We start from the raw sequence: 13,408 nt of genomic DNA, 5'->3' as shown, positions 1-13,408 counted from the left end.
TCATGGATACAAAGGATAAGGGGTGGTGGTGCCGACATGAAGGATGAAGAGCTTCACAAACTGATAGATGCCGCACAGGAGCAGCTGACCGAGCTTCGGCTCTCCCATTGGACACAGCATGAGGTATTTACGCCCCAGTGGTGGTTTTTACTCGTCCTGTTCCTAGGTTCCTGGCTCCTCTGGTGGCGTCTCCTGGACAAGCGGCGCTTATATGAGATCGGCTTTCTCGGACTCTTCATGGCGTATCTAGCCACTTTGCTTGATGCCGCAGGCAGCGAGCTTCAGCTCTGGAGCTACCATTACAAGCTGTTTCCTTTGTATAACCGGCTGCTGACGGCCGACATCGCCCTCGTCCCCATATGCTATATGCTCATCTATCAATGGTTTCCCCGCTGGAAGCCGTTCCTCCTTGCTCATGCGGTATTGGCGTTGGGGGCCTCATTCGCCGCAGAGCCTCTATTTATATGGCTGGGCATTTACCAGCCGATCGTATGGAAATCGTACTATTCGGTCCCGATTTATCTGCTGCTCGCGGTGATGACGAAGGCCATGATGAAAGCCATTCAAAAGAGATATACAAAAAACACCTCCCCCGGTCGATAAGGGTAGTAACAGAGGTTGCGAACCATAATTATCCATTGGGGGGCCAAGTCATGTCCAAGTTAATCTACGCCGATGAATCCTGTTATCCGCCGTCCGAGGCCCGGGGATTATCCCGTGAAGAGCAGTACTGGCTGCAGTTCGGGCTGCAGCATATGGAGCCGGAAGGCCTCCGGGGCCGCTACCTGTCCCAGCTTGACCATCTGGAAGTGGCGGCATCCTGCGACTGCGGGGAGCCCACATGCGTCACAGTCCAATTCGCGGGGGCGGGCAGGGAGCAGGCCTCCAGGCTCGTCGAGCTGGAGCTGCAGGACGGACGGCGGCTGCTCATCCGGCACCAGCAGGGCCGCCTGGCGGAGCTGGAGCTGATCTGAGCCGTGTGGCGAATCAGCAGGGCCCTACCACACCCGTACTTTGGCGGGAATATGAACCGAGGACTGTGAAAAGGGCAAAAGGCCCGGACGGCCGGCGCTTCAGGCGCAGGCTGTCCGGGCTTTGCTGTGTACAGGGAGGCCGGGGGCTTTCCCGGTCGGGAGTCAACCTTCTCAATATCAATGATATTAGGAAATCTTGCCGTATCTTCTCCGGATATGAAGCTTGTGTAAAAAATGCTCCTGCCCGCCGTCCAAGCTCCAAGAACCACATCTTCCCGCAAACCGCTTTCTCCCGTGTTCCGCTTGAGGTTCGGCCGCAGCTCCGCCAGCGCAGGCTGTCCCCTCCATCCCCGGTTCCCCGCTCCCGGCTTCATAAAACCTTTAAATTCCATTGACACAGGCTTGATCTCCCGGGGGTATAGTTAGTCTCACTAACAAACCAACCGTGGTGGATGTGGATGGATCGGCGAAGCCTGTTGGACCCGGCTGGGCTGAGGCCCCTGTCTGCTTCCAAGGGCGAGAGTATGGCCGAGTTTGCGGCAGCTGCTGCAGAATTCGGGCGAACGCTGGGTGATTGCGGCTGCCGGCTTGAACTCTATCACTAAACGAATGCCAATCCATAGGGAGGGATGAATCATGAAAAATGCAGCAGAAGCCGCACACGGCGGCTATGCCATATCGACCTACGCGATGAAAGAGCTGCCGCTCGAGCAGGCGGTGCAGACGATGGCGTCCCGCGGCTGGACCGCCATCGAGATCATGTGTGAGTTCGCCCACCGTGAATGGGTGGACTGGCCGCTCGAGCGCGTGGATGCGCTGGCGGAGTGGGGCCGCGCCCATGGCATCCGCTGGTCGGTGCACGCGCCGATCGAAGATGTTAACCCGGCCGAGGAGGACGAGCTGCTGCGCGCCCGCGGCCTGTACGTGCTGCGCCGCTGCATCGAGCGGGCCGAGCGCCTCGGCGCCGCCTACGTTGTCGTGCATCCCGGCGCGATGGACTCGGGCGATGACTACGCCGAGGACGCCTGGGAACGCGCCGCCGCGTTCCTCGGCGAGCTGCTGGGCGCCACGGCCGGCTGCCGCGCCGCCATCGCGCTCGAGAACGTGCCGCCGTACCCGGGGCTGCTCGGCTCGCGCGTGGAGGAGCTCGTCCGCGTCGTGACGGCGGCCGGCTCTCCGCGGCTTGGTCTCGTCTACGACGTCGGGCACGCGCACATGCTCGGCGGCGGCTACGCGCTGCAGGGCCTGCGCGAGGCTGCGCCGCATCTGCTCGGCCTGCACGTGAGCGACAACCGCGGCTCCGCCGACGACCACGATGCCGTAGGCAAGGGCACCGTACCGCTGGAGGCGCTGCTCGCCGGCCTGCCGGAGCTGGCGGCCGAGCGGCACGTGATGGAGCTGTGCACGCTCGAAGACGCGGAGCTGTCCGCGGCCCGGGTGCTGGAACTGCGGAGCGGGCAGGCGGTTGGGGTGTGAGTTATTCGTTTGGGGAGTCAGAAAGCAGGCAATGGGGTTGCTATGCGTAGTCGCGAGTATAGCCGCTATACATAGTCACAAGTATAGTCGCTATGTAGTCAGCAGCGACAGAATGAACATGCCGAACATGAACATCAGCGTCAGTGCATCTTTAACCTCCATGGCCGCACCTCCCTTCCGGGAGATTAGTCGACCGCCCTCTTAAGCGGATACGGTTATGGCAGAGAGATGCAGCGATTTTGGAGAACATCAAAACCAAAGCCAGGCTCACCGCACCCTAGCGGGGAACCTGGCTTTTCTCTTGGCTTAGTAACCGTTCATTATGCTTTCTAACTCTTCCAGAGTGATCGTGTCCTTCGGAATGCCTAGCTTGAACTCTGCCGGCTCGTTAATGCGGGAGTAGGTAGTTGTGGCCTTGATGCCGGCCTTGAACGGCTGGTTGTCCTGCGTGAAGCCGACATCCGCATTCACTTCCATCAGAGCAGGGAAGTCCTTCTTGTCGATCGCGGTAATGACGCTGAGCTCGTTGATCTGCAGTTCCTTTTTCATCTCGTCGAGACCCTGCTTGAGTTCGGATTTATCCTGGGCTGCGAGCTCCTTCTTCGCCTCTTCGACCTCCTCCTTCGTCAGCTGGGCCACGCCTGCATACTTGTCGCTCGCCAGCAGGTCAAGCACCTGGGGTGCGACCTTCTCGATGACCGTGTTGACGGCCGCTTCCAGATTCTCGTTCGTTACGGCAAATTTGACGACCTGCTTCGGCTGGCTCTGATCCGCCAGCTTGTAGGCCTTCGCGTCGAGCTTCGAGAGGAAGGTATTCTCGTCGAAGCTGGTGACAACCACCTTCATGAGATCCTGCCCCAGCTGCTGCTGCTTCTGGATGTTGGCCGCATCGGTGTTGAAGGTACCACCGGACTGCTCGCTGAGCTCCTTCATGTCCAGCTCGATGAATTTCCCCACCACGTCTTTCGGGATCGGCAGCATCGGGATGTTCGGCACCTTGACCCACATCTTCTCCTGGGTCATGACAAGCGGCAGGCTGATGTTCATCTGCATATCACCCTTCAGCTGCGCCTCCACTGTCATTTCCGCCTGCATCGGCTCCATCTGGTATGTACCTTTGGCCTTTACCTCAAAGTTCTTGAGCATATTCGCGACCGCGGCCATCCCCGGGTCATTGTCCAATACGTCCTGCGGCATGTCGAGGCTCATGCTCATCGATAGATCAAAATCCGTCGATTTCATATTACTCGCATTGGCATATGCGGTTTCGAGCGCTTGTTTTGGCGGCACTTCCTTGCCGCAGCCGCTCACCAGCAGCGACGTGCCGAGCAGGGTGACCAGTGTCCATGTTCCATACTTTCGTTTCATCTTGTTTGTTTCTCCTCTCCCAATTCCCAGTTGTATACAGCACGAATGATTATATTACAGTTATTAGCAAAAAATCTAGTGTGAAATCTAGTTTATTACAAAATAGTAGTTATACTAGGAGGGGAGAAGCTGCTTACACAGTACGGGGCTATGTGTTTGTGACGGCGCCGGCAGTGGATTTTCTAACCTCCAATCCTTTATAGTAAAAGCTATGAGGTGATTCTGGAAGAGATGGAAGATACTTATCGATATGCGTTATCCCGGGAGGGGCTGTTCTTCCTGTCGGAGCTGCTCGGCTGTGGACAGCCACTGGGATGGCAGGATCCGTTCCGGGGATTCCTGGCCGCGGAGATCGAAGAACGGTGGATACATACCCGCAAGGAATTGATAGATCACGGCTTGTTGTCGGATGGACCATCCGGCAGTATTGAGGTGGATCCGCTGGCCGGTGCTTGCGTGGCGGTCTGCGGGAGCGACCATGCCCTTCATATTCGCAAGGATCAAGGCGGGCGGGCCGTGTACGAAGGCTGGCTGCATCTGTCTCCGGCGCTTGTGGTGGAGAGGTGTGACAGTGACGAGCAGCCGGGGAGGCTGCAGCTCAGCCCCATTGCCAATCTTGAGCTTGCACTGGGTGAGGTTGAGCGGATTTTTCCGACTGCGGGCAGGGGGCAGGGAGAGGAAGCCGTCTCTTTTGCCGTGACATCAGATGTATGGCGGCAGATCGAGAAGCTGGGGCAGGAGAAGGCATTACCGGGACCTGTCTGCGAAATGCTGGCCGGTCAAGGATACTCCGAACACTGGGCTGCATCGTTGGCCGACGCTTGGCTGTATCCGGAAGAGCGGATCGAGGCGGCGGTGCTGACCCGGGAGGGGCGCGTCGTTCGTTCGCGCCGGCTTGTCTGTCTGCGGGGGGCGGCGGCCGCTTGGCTGCTGACGGAGCCGGACAGCGGGGTGTGGCAGGTTTGTGCCTATGAAGTGGAACAGGTCCGCAGGTTTTTGAATGGGATAGCAGGGCAAGTACAGCAGCAGGATGAGATAGCGGAAGGAGTCACAGATCATGGCACGAATTACGATCCAGCCCGAGCAGCTGGAGGAGATCTCCCGCCGGTTTAAGTCCTGCAGTGAGCAGAACGAGACCATGGCCGCCGAGCTGAAATCCCTGGTCCAAGGGTTGACCGGGGATTGGGAAGGGGCGGCGCGGGAGCGGTTTTTTCAGTCGTACACCGGGGCTCACAAAGAGCTCGAGCAGGTGTCCGTAATGCTGAAGGAAGTCGGTGAAGAGCTGCAGGCGATCGCCAGCCGCTTCCGTCAGGCCGACGGGCAGTCGAAGTAACGACAGGAGGAGAGGCAGCATGAGCCGAATACGAGCGGAGCTGGCGGAGATCGAGCGGGTCTCCCGTCAGATGGCCGAAGGAGGCCATCAGGTGGGGCAGACGGCCCAGCAGCTGCGGGGCCGGATCCAGGGCATGTCGTGGCAGGGACGGGCTCGGGAGGAGTTCATGCAGCGTTATGGCCAGACCGAAGGCATGACCCGCCAGCTCGCCGAGATGATGGCGGACCTCAGCCGGGAGCTGCAGCACCTGGCGGCCGACCTGCGCCGGGCCGAGGAAGAGAGCCTGCGGCAGTCGAGGTCATAGACGGTATAGGAGAAGAGGAACATGAGAATACGCGTAGAGCCGGCCGAGCTCGACCAGGTCCGCAGGGACATCAGCGGCACGCTCGACCGGCTTCAATCGATACAGAGCCACCTCAAGCACCAGATGCGCGGGCTCGATTACGAGGGCGGCCGCCGCTCCGGCCTCGACCACCGGTGGGAGCGCATCGACCGGCAGTTCCGGGAGCTCAGCGAGCAGTACCGCGAGCTCGGCGCCTTCGTCGAAGCGAAGAAGCGCGCTTACCTGGAGGCCGACAACCACGGCCAGCGGGCCCAAGGCGGCGGGAAGGGAGCGGGCTTCATCCGCTCCGCCGTCAGCATGGGCCTTGATTTCCTGCCCGTAGTGGGCAACGTCAAGGGCATCGTCGAAGCCGTAACCGGCCGCGATCCGGTCACCGGGCAGAAGCTCACGGCGGCCGAACGGGCGCTCGGCGTGCTCGGCCCCTTCGGCAAAGGCGTCAAGCAGGGGGCGAAGCTGCTGAAGCTTGCCGATGAGACGGCAGAGGCGGTAGTGCAGGGCGTGAAGCAGGCGGATAAGGCTGATGAGGCGGGGGATGCGGCCAGGGCTGGTGGGGGAATTACTCAAGAAAAAGTGAGTATGAACTCTCCGGGTGTAGGCGGGGAATTGCTTAGGAGAAGTATTGAATTTAGGCAGGAACTGCCGAAGGAAATTCAAAAAACGGGTAACTTTGGTCTGGCTGAGGTGAAGATCGAAGGGTTAAGAACCGAATTCAAATCTCACAGCCGTGTTAATGAATTAAAAGATGCAGGGAATGCAGAAGGTTACTCCGTGCTTAAGCCCGACCCTAAAGACTGGAATTTTACTCCGCAAGAGGTGAATACCAAGGATATTATTAACGGTGAGGGCGCATATTCAAGGAAATGGGATACGGAGTTTAAAATTATCGAAGACATTACGGACCAGCTAAAGGCGTTAAAGCCTGAACAACGAAAGGGTTCCATTGATATTTATACGGACCGTGAACCTTGTGCCAGCTGCGGCCCCATATTAGAACAGTTTAAAGCTAGATTTCCCGATATCCAGGTGAACGTTTATTTTGCTAAAAATTTAAAGCGATGAGGAACGGAGGACAAGCCAATTGTTAGAGCCAATGACATACGAAGAATTACGAGCATATGTACCAAAGGATTTTATGACGTTTATGTCTGAGGGATTAACCCCTGTTCAGGCAGCATCAAGGTTGATCGATGAATATGAGATTCAAACCGACGATTACGAGGATGTTAGCTGGTTATTTACTGTTTTGCTGGCTGAGTTGGGAGTAAGTTATCATTGCCTAAGTGAAGAAGTTAAAGCAGAGGCATTGGGAATTATTGATAATGGAAAGTTAATAGAAGCATGGAAGCAAGACGGAGTAAGCGAATCAGAACTGGAACTTAGAAGCGGCTACTTAGAAGAGGTAAAGGGCAAATTACTGAATTACGGAAGTTAATGGTTCCTAAGGTCTAACTTATTGCTAACATAGTGAAACCATCTAAAAATAGATTACGAACCGTCAACAGAGGTAGTGATCTATTTTTTTTATAACTTAAGAATTACATTGAGAGGATGGGATCAGGTAATGGATATGATTGTTAACCCAAATGACCCTATTGTCCGCTACGCCATATTGGAAGCCCATGGATTCTTTTGTTATTACTCAGAGGAAAGACTAAGTTCATTTACCATGACAATCGATCATATCATTCCTCAATCATACAAGGGAAAAGAGGAAGAGCTTCGTGAATATAAGGAGAAACTGGGTCCTATTGAGCTGAATCATTTATATAACCTTGTACCCGCGACGTGGAGGATTAATTTGTTGAAGGGAGACGGCCTCTACAAATTGAAATGGGCTATTTTGCTAAGAGCAAAGGCCGTGGAAAAGGCACCCAATATACTTAAAAGAATAGAACAATTACGAAAAATGAAACATTATGAAAAACACCTTGCATTTATTACCAGTTTTATTGCAAATTCAGATTCACCAAGGCAAGAATTTGCTAAGATTGCAGAGTTGGTTACAAACCAATTTGGACCATTCGAGGAGAAAAGAGAGGTAACGAAAGAGGCTTTCTTAAGAAGCGAGCAATCCGTTCGTCTTTATGGTATGTTGCCCAAACTCTATGAACATCGAGGAAGCTGCTGTCTGGAATTTAGGAGCTTATTTGTTAGCGATTGTATGATCACATTTAACCACGAAACCTTGACAGAGCTCTTATTTAATGGTTTAGATACGGATTTTAAACAGGGGAAAAGATCTTTTGTTGTAGGTCCTCACACAAATATTCCGAATTTGTACTATGTCCAACTCGGAAATAATCGATTTACTTTAAATGAGAACGAGGTAGAAGAGCTCTGCCGAATTATAGATGATTTTGCAGAAGTATATTTGAACACCTTTCGTTCTATTGAAGAGCACTGGGCAACCCTACAGTTCAGATACTTCCTACCTCAAAATTACTCTGTAAAAATGATTCGCCTGCATAAGGAGCTATGGAACCAAATGATAGACTTCTCATGGGAGTTTGATTACTCTAACGGAGACACCAACTGGCATATCTTTAACAAAGGTACAGACCGCGTAATGGTTTATCAGGACCATAAGATCCTTACAGAATTGGAGCTCCACATTGGGCAACTGGAATCGGATGATACCGTGTGGATTGTCTGGAGAAGACATGATAACAGGTTTATGAGTAATGAAGAGGGATGGAATGCTGAGCAAACATATACATGGCTAACCCAAAAATTCCTTCTCTATGTGGTTTATTACTATGAATATATTAAACCAAAGAAATGGCTGGAGAGAGTACCGACTTTTGAAAAATATTCGGAGAGTTTTAATTTGAATAATTATATCTATGAGTCCGGATACCAAAGAAAACAGGACTTTCGGCAAATTCAAACCGTTGGGGAATTGGTGCAATCTCTGTATGACATGCAGTCCTTTTATCATTTGAGCCCTTCGGTTAGTTTTTCTCCTAAAGAGATAGAAAATATCTATCGAGGATTGAAATATCTGCTCTTAACTGTGGAGTTACCAGAATACTCTTATCAGTATATAGGACGAAAGATGCCGGGTATTGATGGTTTGGATTGTACATTGGCTGGTCTCCTTCAATATATAAATCTCAACATAGAGGCCATTGAGAAGGCTGGTCGTTCAACTGGAAGTGTTGAACTGCTCTTCAGGTGTTTTATTGAGGTACTAAAAGGTAATAAAGCCGAACATGCTATAAATAAGGCCGTAGTACATGAGATCACTTCGTTGTTGTATACCATCTGGGAAAAATATGATCGAATACAATATATCAACCGCATTGGAGGTTACAAATAATTCAAACTAAGCTCGGCCTATAGGAGAAACCTTTCCATCTAGCTGTGCGTCTAATAGAGTAGCAGGAGACCTACATCCTGCGCGAAGAGAAGAGGAGAGATTCGGATGCTCAGATGCTATCTCTGCAATGGAACCGGCAAACGCATGAAATTTTTGATTCCCATTCAATGTGATTTCTGCAGCGGGCAAGGTTACGTATCGGCAAGAAGCTCTTCTAAGAAAGCGGCCTCCTCAAGCGCCGCGACGACTTCGAGTGACAGCACGGATGTACTGAATTTGCACCACCCCATCAGCCCGATATTTACGAAGAATTCATCCCCGTATGAAGCGGATCGGGACAGGGTCCCGGCGGCTTGCGGAGTTCCGGAAGCGGCGGTAGGGAGCGCATCATCAGCTAATTATTCGGCCGGCGACGCTTCGGGCATCGGGGGATGGGGAGGAGCGGACAGCAGTTCTTCTTCCTGCGATTGACGATTGAAGTAAACATCCAGTGAGGTTTACTCATCTAAGCATTTTCTGTTCATAATAACAAAATACTAACTGCAAGGACCATTCTTCGGGATGGTCCTATTCCTGTATCTGGCCAATGTTATGATATGAGCGGAATTGTCATTGGGATGGACGGTGAGTGTTCATGGATTTTGTTCGAGATCTGCATAAATTAATCAAGCTTACAGGAGACCGGGCAAGATTGGATGCCAGAGCCAACGGCACTTACATTGTATATAAAACGGCAAACGGCGAGATCGTCAAGGAATATGATAACGGTGAAATCGAACCCATAAAAATACGGAGAACCCGCATGAGTGACCTCGCTATTCTAATGTTCTGAACCGCGACCGGGAGTTCCTGAACTGGGTGTACCAGTACGGCCCCGCGGCGGAGATTCTTGAGCCGAAGGCGTACCGGGATGCGATGCGGGAGCGGCTGGAGCGGTGGCGGGAGCCGTATCAGTGACAGACAAGCCCAACAAGCGGGAACCCAAGCGAGTATAAAACGTCCCGCCGCCGCATACTAGTTACCGTAGAGATCCCCCTTGCCTCCAGCCATTGCGGCTGATGAGGTTTTTTTGTACCCTGGATTAGAACATATGTTCCTTGTGTCTTCTGAGTGTGCGGGTACTGTCGTTAGCCCCGTTCTCTGATTATTCGATCGGTTGAAAGCCGACAAGTGCGCCGCCTGAAAAAGAAAGCATGCCTGCATTCGCGGAAGATGCTTGCCCGAAGATCCGCATGACGGCAGAGGGAGCGGTATGAAAACGGCTCTCCATCGCTTCTCAGTCTCACTCAGCGGCTTCGTCAGCCCCGCAGCCAGCTTGTTATAATGTTCCAACGCACCACGGAAAGGAGCCTGCCGCATGGAGCAGTACCTCGAATACGATGCACACCGTTACCCGGAATATACCTTGAACCACATGATCCCCACCTCGGGCAACAGGGTGGCACTGGCCGCGGCGCAAGCTGTTAGCCAGGCGCCGGGCCGCTCCTATAATCCCTTGATGCTTCACGGGGCTACTGGCATCGGTAAGACCCATCTTCTTCACGCCATCGGCCAAGAGATCCGCCGGACGCATCCGGATTACCGCATCCTCTATCTCACGATCAGCGAGCTGGGGGATACCTTCATCTCCGCCGTACGAAACAACACCATCCCGGCCTACCAGCAGGCGCTGAAGTCGGTCGACGTACTCCTGCTCGATAATGTGCATGACCTCGCCTTCCTGGAGTCCACCCAGGAGCTGCTCCTGGAAGTATTCGAGCATCTGCTCGCCCAGCGCAAACAGATCGTCCTCGCCTCCGAACAGCCGCCTAAGCTCGTGGAGAAGCTTACATCCAGGCTGCAGTCCCGTATGTACTGGGGATTTACCTGCGATATGGCTTGCTTCGACCCGGCCGGGTTCATCCAGGATTACTGCAGGCATCATGGTCTTGAAGACCGGCGGGAATGGCACAGTGAGGCCTTCCTGGAGAGAGCGGCCAACCCTGCGGAGATTATCGCTCGTATACGCAGCGGAACGGTTGTGTCCGGCGGGCCGCCTCCTATGGAGGTGCCGGTGGGGGGATGTGACAGCAGCTCGTTCCATGATCAGGTGATGCGGTTGGTGAGAGGCCGGATCTCTCCGATCCAATACGAGACCTGGTTCCAGCCCTGCCGGATCACGAAGGAAGCGAACTGCATTCTCATCCAGTCCCCCAGCAAATTTGCCGTCGAGTGGCTGGAGGATCGCTACAGCAGGCTGCTCAGGGAGGCGATCCGGGCGATCGATGACGTGGAGCTTCCGCTGTTCTTTGAGCTGCTTGCCCCGGGTGAGAGGCAGGGAACGGAGAGAGGCTGTGTTGATCTGCTGGATGAGGAGGAGGACGATGAGGAAGAGAGGCTGCTGACTGCTTCGAACGATATCCAGCGGCTGAAGGAGCTGATCTACGAGATGGTGCAGCAGCAGAAGCGGACGAATCATTTGTTGGAGAAGGTTGTGAGGTTGTTGTAAGATTATGTATTTTGAATTAGAATGTATACAGAACGTATGTTTCTGTAATGAATCAATATGGGGGATTATGGAGGGGGATAAATGAGTACATTCTGGCTAATCTTTGAAAAGTTTTGCGAGACGGTCAATAGTAAAAAGCTTATTAATAAATATATCCCTACAAGATCAAAGTATTTGTATTTTGCACTTATCTTGCTTAGTATTAGCTTCTTTGTTTTATTTTTTATATCTAACTTGAGTTGGTACCTATTATGTTACATGATATCACTTTTAACGTTTACTAATCTTGTAAGTACAGAAATTAAGAAAATCAAGACACAAAAATACGGAAGTGACACTCAATACTTTAGACATAAAGTTGCTATTCTTGTGATGATACTACGAGAATATAAGGTTTACTCATCTGATCAAGTTAAAATTTTAATAGATACACTCAAAGAGTATATTAAGGAAGGTACGAACAGCAAGAACAGCTCGGCATTTATAGATATTGTAAGTAAAGTAATGACGTCACTTGTTATTCCGATTGCAGGCATACTAATTAAAGAGTATGGAAAACAGTGGTTTGTACAAACAGAAACGATGTGGAATGTAATACTGATTGTATTTTTATTATTGATTTTATTTGGGGCCATTATGATTATTAAACCATTAATTGAAGATATAAGGGATCGAAGACTTGCTAATATGAAAGAAATGAAGAGTTTATTAACTGAAATATATTTGACTGAAAAAGAGTACAAACAATAGATTTTATCCTCTTGGGAAACTACTCCGCCACTTCAACTAAATCTATTATTTCCCTAATGTCGTTGATGCTTAATGCATCAGCGATTTTTTCTATATGAGCGAAATTAATATTCTCGCGTTTTTTGGTTGCATAACTCACTTAACGCTGCATGTCGAACATCTGCTAATCTCGATAATTCCCTAAGTGAAATTCCTTTAGCATCTATAAGCTCCGGTATTTTAACAATGACTTTTTTTTTCATAAATACCTCCCCTTAATATTGACTTACGCATAAGCGTATCATAAGATGAAATTATTAATGGTACGCTTATGCGTACCAAAAGAAAAGGGGGTTATATCTAACAATTGCTTTGTCTCAACTGTTCAGAATGTACGTTCTTATGATTTAGTGTTTTTCTTAGGCATCTTAATGTATAATAAGTGCTGGAGATACTTCTCCAGGAGTGTTTACCACTTTGAAGGGGAGAAACAACGTATGGCCTATGCAAGACATCAGAGTTTTTATTTAAGAGACAAATGGTTTAGTAAGGGACTAAGAGCAGTTGATAGCGATAGTAGATTTTTCTTTCAGGAAAATAACTTTGAGACCATCGGCTTAGGCAAGAATATGGTTGAGTCTCTAAAATATTGGCTTCTTGCCTTTGATGTTATAGAGGAAAGAAATGAAGAAGGACAAAAAGGACATTATTTAACGGAGTTGGGAACGACTTTATACAATAACGATAGGCTTCTTCAGAAGAATGAGACCTTAGCAATACTTCATTACCACTTGGTGAAAAATACTAAGGATTTATCCACGGTATTCGAGTGGTACTTTAATAGATATAAAGAGACAACAGTAAGCAAATTGGATTTGTTGAATTCATTTAGTACTTGGGTAAGTCAAAATGAATCAAAAGAAATATCGGAAAATTCGCTAAAACGAGATATTGATTGCTTGATACAATTTTACACCAAAACCCCTAACGATAATGATCCTGAGGACGTTATCTTTTGTCCGTTTTCTAAGCTTTCATTGATGAAGAGTGAATCTTCAGGAGAGAAGTCTGACACCATAAAAAAAATGTCCCCTGAGGTCGCTAACCTAGGGATTAACTCGCTTTATTACATTTTATTGTGTCACAGGGAGTTTGCTGAAGTAGAGCTAATCAGTGTTGATGAAATAATCAAGGGCGATTTTTTATGGGGAAAGATCTTTAATCTATCTCGAAATAAAACCATTGAAGCACTAAATGTTCTCACCAACCATGATAAATTTCCGATACAGTATGTTAGAACCAATAATCTCGACTACATAAAGGTTCCTAAGGTATCACCTATGGATTTTTTAAAGCAGGAGCTTGTGAAAGGGTGACT

At 50.6% G+C, this 13,408-nt stretch carries 16 protein-coding genes and 1 pseudogene; 14 read left to right on the top strand and 3 right to left on the bottom strand.

The genetic code is table 11. The features are described 5' to 3' along the window. Positions 1-36: 36 nt before the first annotated feature. From PM3016_RS32850 to PM3016_RS32840, 3 genes are all read left to right on the top strand, one after another. A complete protein-coding gene (locus PM3016_RS32850; protein ID WP_014372368.1) occupies positions 37-603 on the top strand; it encodes a CBO0543 family protein in 567 nt (188 codons plus the stop codon). Positions 604-653: 50 nt separating this feature from the next. Next, a complete protein-coding gene (locus tag PM3016_RS32845) occupies positions 654-974 on the top strand; it encodes a hypothetical protein (protein ID WP_014372367.1) in 321 nt (106 codons plus the stop codon). A 636-nt stretch (positions 975-1,610) separates the two neighbouring features. After that, complete coding sequence (locus PM3016_RS32840; protein ID WP_014372366.1) at positions 1,611-2,450, top strand: sugar phosphate isomerase/epimerase family protein; 840 nt, start codon at positions 1,611-1,613, stop codon at positions 2,448-2,450. Positions 2,451-2,540: 90 nt separating this feature from the next. Here PM3016_RS32840 and PM3016_RS41000 read toward each other — a convergent pair whose 3' ends face one another. Together PM3016_RS41000 and PM3016_RS32835 are read right to left on the bottom strand one after the other, a co-directional pair. Continuing rightward, complete coding sequence (locus PM3016_RS41000; RefSeq protein WP_274380035.1) at positions 2,541-2,612, bottom strand: putative holin-like toxin; 72 nt, start codon at positions 2,610-2,612, stop codon at positions 2,541-2,543. 144 nt (positions 2,613-2,756) lie between these two features. Next, the gene (locus PM3016_RS32835; protein ID WP_014372365.1) at positions 2,757-3,818 is read right to left on the bottom strand and encodes a DUF6612 family protein; all 1,062 of its coding nucleotides are present in this window, start codon (positions 3,816-3,818) and stop codon (positions 2,757-2,759) included. Positions 3,819-4,049: 231 nt separating this feature from the next. On the opposite strand from PM3016_RS32835, the gene PM3016_RS32830 reads away from it, so the two are divergent. The 10 genes from PM3016_RS32830 to PM3016_RS32790 all read left to right on the top strand — a co-directional run bounded on the left by PM3016_RS32830 (position 4,050) and on the right by PM3016_RS32790 (position 12,051). Next, positions 4,050-4,931, top strand: a complete 882-nt coding sequence (locus PM3016_RS32830) for a hypothetical protein (RefSeq protein WP_014372364.1) — start codon at positions 4,050-4,052, stop codon at positions 4,929-4,931. Next, positions 4,876-5,151, top strand: a complete 276-nt coding sequence (locus PM3016_RS32825; RefSeq protein WP_014372363.1) for a WXG100 family type VII secretion target — start codon at positions 4,876-4,878, stop codon at positions 5,149-5,151. Before PM3016_RS32830 ends, PM3016_RS32825 begins: the two co-directional genes overlap by 56 nt. A 19-nt stretch (positions 5,152-5,170) precedes the next feature. Then, positions 5,171-5,455 carry a WXG100 family type VII secretion target gene (locus PM3016_RS32820; protein WP_014372362.1) on the top strand — a complete coding sequence of 95 codons (285 nt, stop codon included), beginning with the start codon at positions 5,171-5,173 and terminating at the stop codon, positions 5,453-5,455. A 21-nt stretch (positions 5,456-5,476) separates the two neighbouring features. Next, positions 5,477-6,553 (top strand): deaminase domain-containing protein, encoded by a 1,077-nt coding sequence (locus PM3016_RS37745; RefSeq protein ID WP_014372361.1) that lies wholly within the window; start codon positions 5,477-5,479, stop codon positions 6,551-6,553. Positions 6,554-6,572: 19 nt separating this feature from the next. Beyond that, the gene (locus PM3016_RS32810; protein ID WP_014372360.1) at positions 6,573-6,926 is read left to right on the top strand and encodes a hypothetical protein; all 354 of its coding nucleotides are present in this window, start codon (positions 6,573-6,575) and stop codon (positions 6,924-6,926) included. A gap of 129 nt (positions 6,927-7,055) precedes the next feature. Beyond that, the gene (locus PM3016_RS32805; protein WP_014372359.1) at positions 7,056-8,813 is read left to right on the top strand and encodes an HNH endonuclease; all 1,758 of its coding nucleotides are present in this window, start codon (positions 7,056-7,058) and stop codon (positions 8,811-8,813) included. A 634-nt stretch (positions 8,814-9,447) separates the two neighbouring features. Next, complete coding sequence (locus tag PM3016_RS40575; protein ID WP_014372358.1) at positions 9,448-9,645, top strand: hypothetical protein; 198 nt, start codon at positions 9,448-9,450, stop codon at positions 9,643-9,645. Next, complete coding sequence (locus PM3016_RS37740) at positions 9,642-9,770, top strand: WCX domain-containing protein (RefSeq protein WP_081484354.1); 129 nt, start codon at positions 9,642-9,644, stop codon at positions 9,768-9,770. The genes PM3016_RS40575 and PM3016_RS37740 overlap by 4 nt, the downstream gene beginning before the upstream one ends. Before the next feature lie 400 nt (positions 9,771-10,170). After that, positions 10,171-11,301, top strand: a complete 1,131-nt coding sequence (locus tag PM3016_RS32795; protein WP_014372357.1) for a DnaA/Hda family protein — start codon at positions 10,171-10,173, stop codon at positions 11,299-11,301. A gap of 81 nt (positions 11,302-11,382) precedes the next feature. Continuing rightward, positions 11,383-12,051, top strand: a complete 669-nt coding sequence (locus tag PM3016_RS32790) for a hypothetical protein (RefSeq protein WP_014372356.1) — start codon at positions 11,383-11,385, stop codon at positions 12,049-12,051. A gap of 19 nt (positions 12,052-12,070) precedes the next feature. Here the strand turns inward: PM3016_RS32790 and PM3016_RS37735 are convergent. Beyond that, positions 12,071-12,293, bottom strand: a pseudogene (locus PM3016_RS37735) (helix-turn-helix domain-containing protein). Between the two features lie 234 nt (positions 12,294-12,527). Between PM3016_RS37735 and PM3016_RS32785 the strand changes: the two are divergent. Then, complete coding sequence (locus tag PM3016_RS32785; RefSeq protein WP_014372355.1) at positions 12,528-13,406, top strand: DUF4007 family protein; 879 nt, start codon at positions 12,528-12,530, stop codon at positions 13,404-13,406. The last annotated feature ends 2 nt before the right edge of the window (positions 13,407-13,408 follow it).

The sequence above is a fragment of the Paenibacillus mucilaginosus 3016 genome (assembly GCF_000250655.1).
Taxonomy (GTDB): Bacteria; Bacillota; Bacilli; order Paenibacillales; family NBRC-103111; genus Paenibacillus_G; species Paenibacillus_G mucilaginosus.
The sequence above is the reverse complement of the archived record's forward strand: the minus strand, read 5'-3'. Positions and strand labels throughout refer to the sequence as shown.

Excerpts from the sequence above, each read along its gene's own strand:
- PM3016_RS32785 (WP_014372355.1), top strand. The coding sequence starts at position 12,528 with ATGGCCTATGCAAGACATCAGAGTTTTTATTTAAGAGACAAATGGTTT.
- PM3016_RS32830 (WP_014372364.1), top strand. The coding sequence starts at position 4,050 with ATGGAAGATACTTATCGATATGCGTTATCCCGGGAGGGGCTGTTCTTC.
- PM3016_RS32795 (WP_014372357.1), top strand. The coding sequence starts at position 10,171 with ATGGAGCAGTACCTCGAATACGATGCACACCGTTACCCGGAATATACC.
- PM3016_RS32820 (WP_014372362.1), top strand. The coding sequence starts at position 5,171 with ATGAGCCGAATACGAGCGGAGCTGGCGGAGATCGAGCGGGTCTCCCGT.
- PM3016_RS32825 (WP_014372363.1), top strand. The coding sequence starts at position 4,876 with ATGGCACGAATTACGATCCAGCCCGAGCAGCTGGAGGAGATCTCCCGC.
- PM3016_RS32835 (WP_014372365.1), bottom strand. The coding sequence starts at position 3,818 with ATGAAACGAAAGTATGGAACATGGACACTGGTCACCCTGCTCGGCACG.
- PM3016_RS32840 (WP_014372366.1), top strand. The coding sequence starts at position 1,611 with ATGAAAAATGCAGCAGAAGCCGCACACGGCGGCTATGCCATATCGACC.
- PM3016_RS32805 (WP_014372359.1), top strand. The coding sequence starts at position 7,056 with ATGGATATGATTGTTAACCCAAATGACCCTATTGTCCGCTACGCCATA.
- PM3016_RS32850 (WP_014372368.1), top strand. The coding sequence starts at position 37 with ATGAAGGATGAAGAGCTTCACAAACTGATAGATGCCGCACAGGAGCAG.
- PM3016_RS32790 (WP_014372356.1), top strand. The coding sequence starts at position 11,383 with ATGAGTACATTCTGGCTAATCTTTGAAAAGTTTTGCGAGACGGTCAAT.
- PM3016_RS37745 (WP_014372361.1), top strand. The coding sequence starts at position 5,477 with ATGAGAATACGCGTAGAGCCGGCCGAGCTCGACCAGGTCCGCAGGGAC.
- PM3016_RS40575 (WP_014372358.1), top strand. The coding sequence starts at position 9,448 with ATGGATTTTGTTCGAGATCTGCATAAATTAATCAAGCTTACAGGAGAC.
- PM3016_RS32845 (WP_014372367.1), top strand. The coding sequence starts at position 654 with ATGTCCAAGTTAATCTACGCCGATGAATCCTGTTATCCGCCGTCCGAG.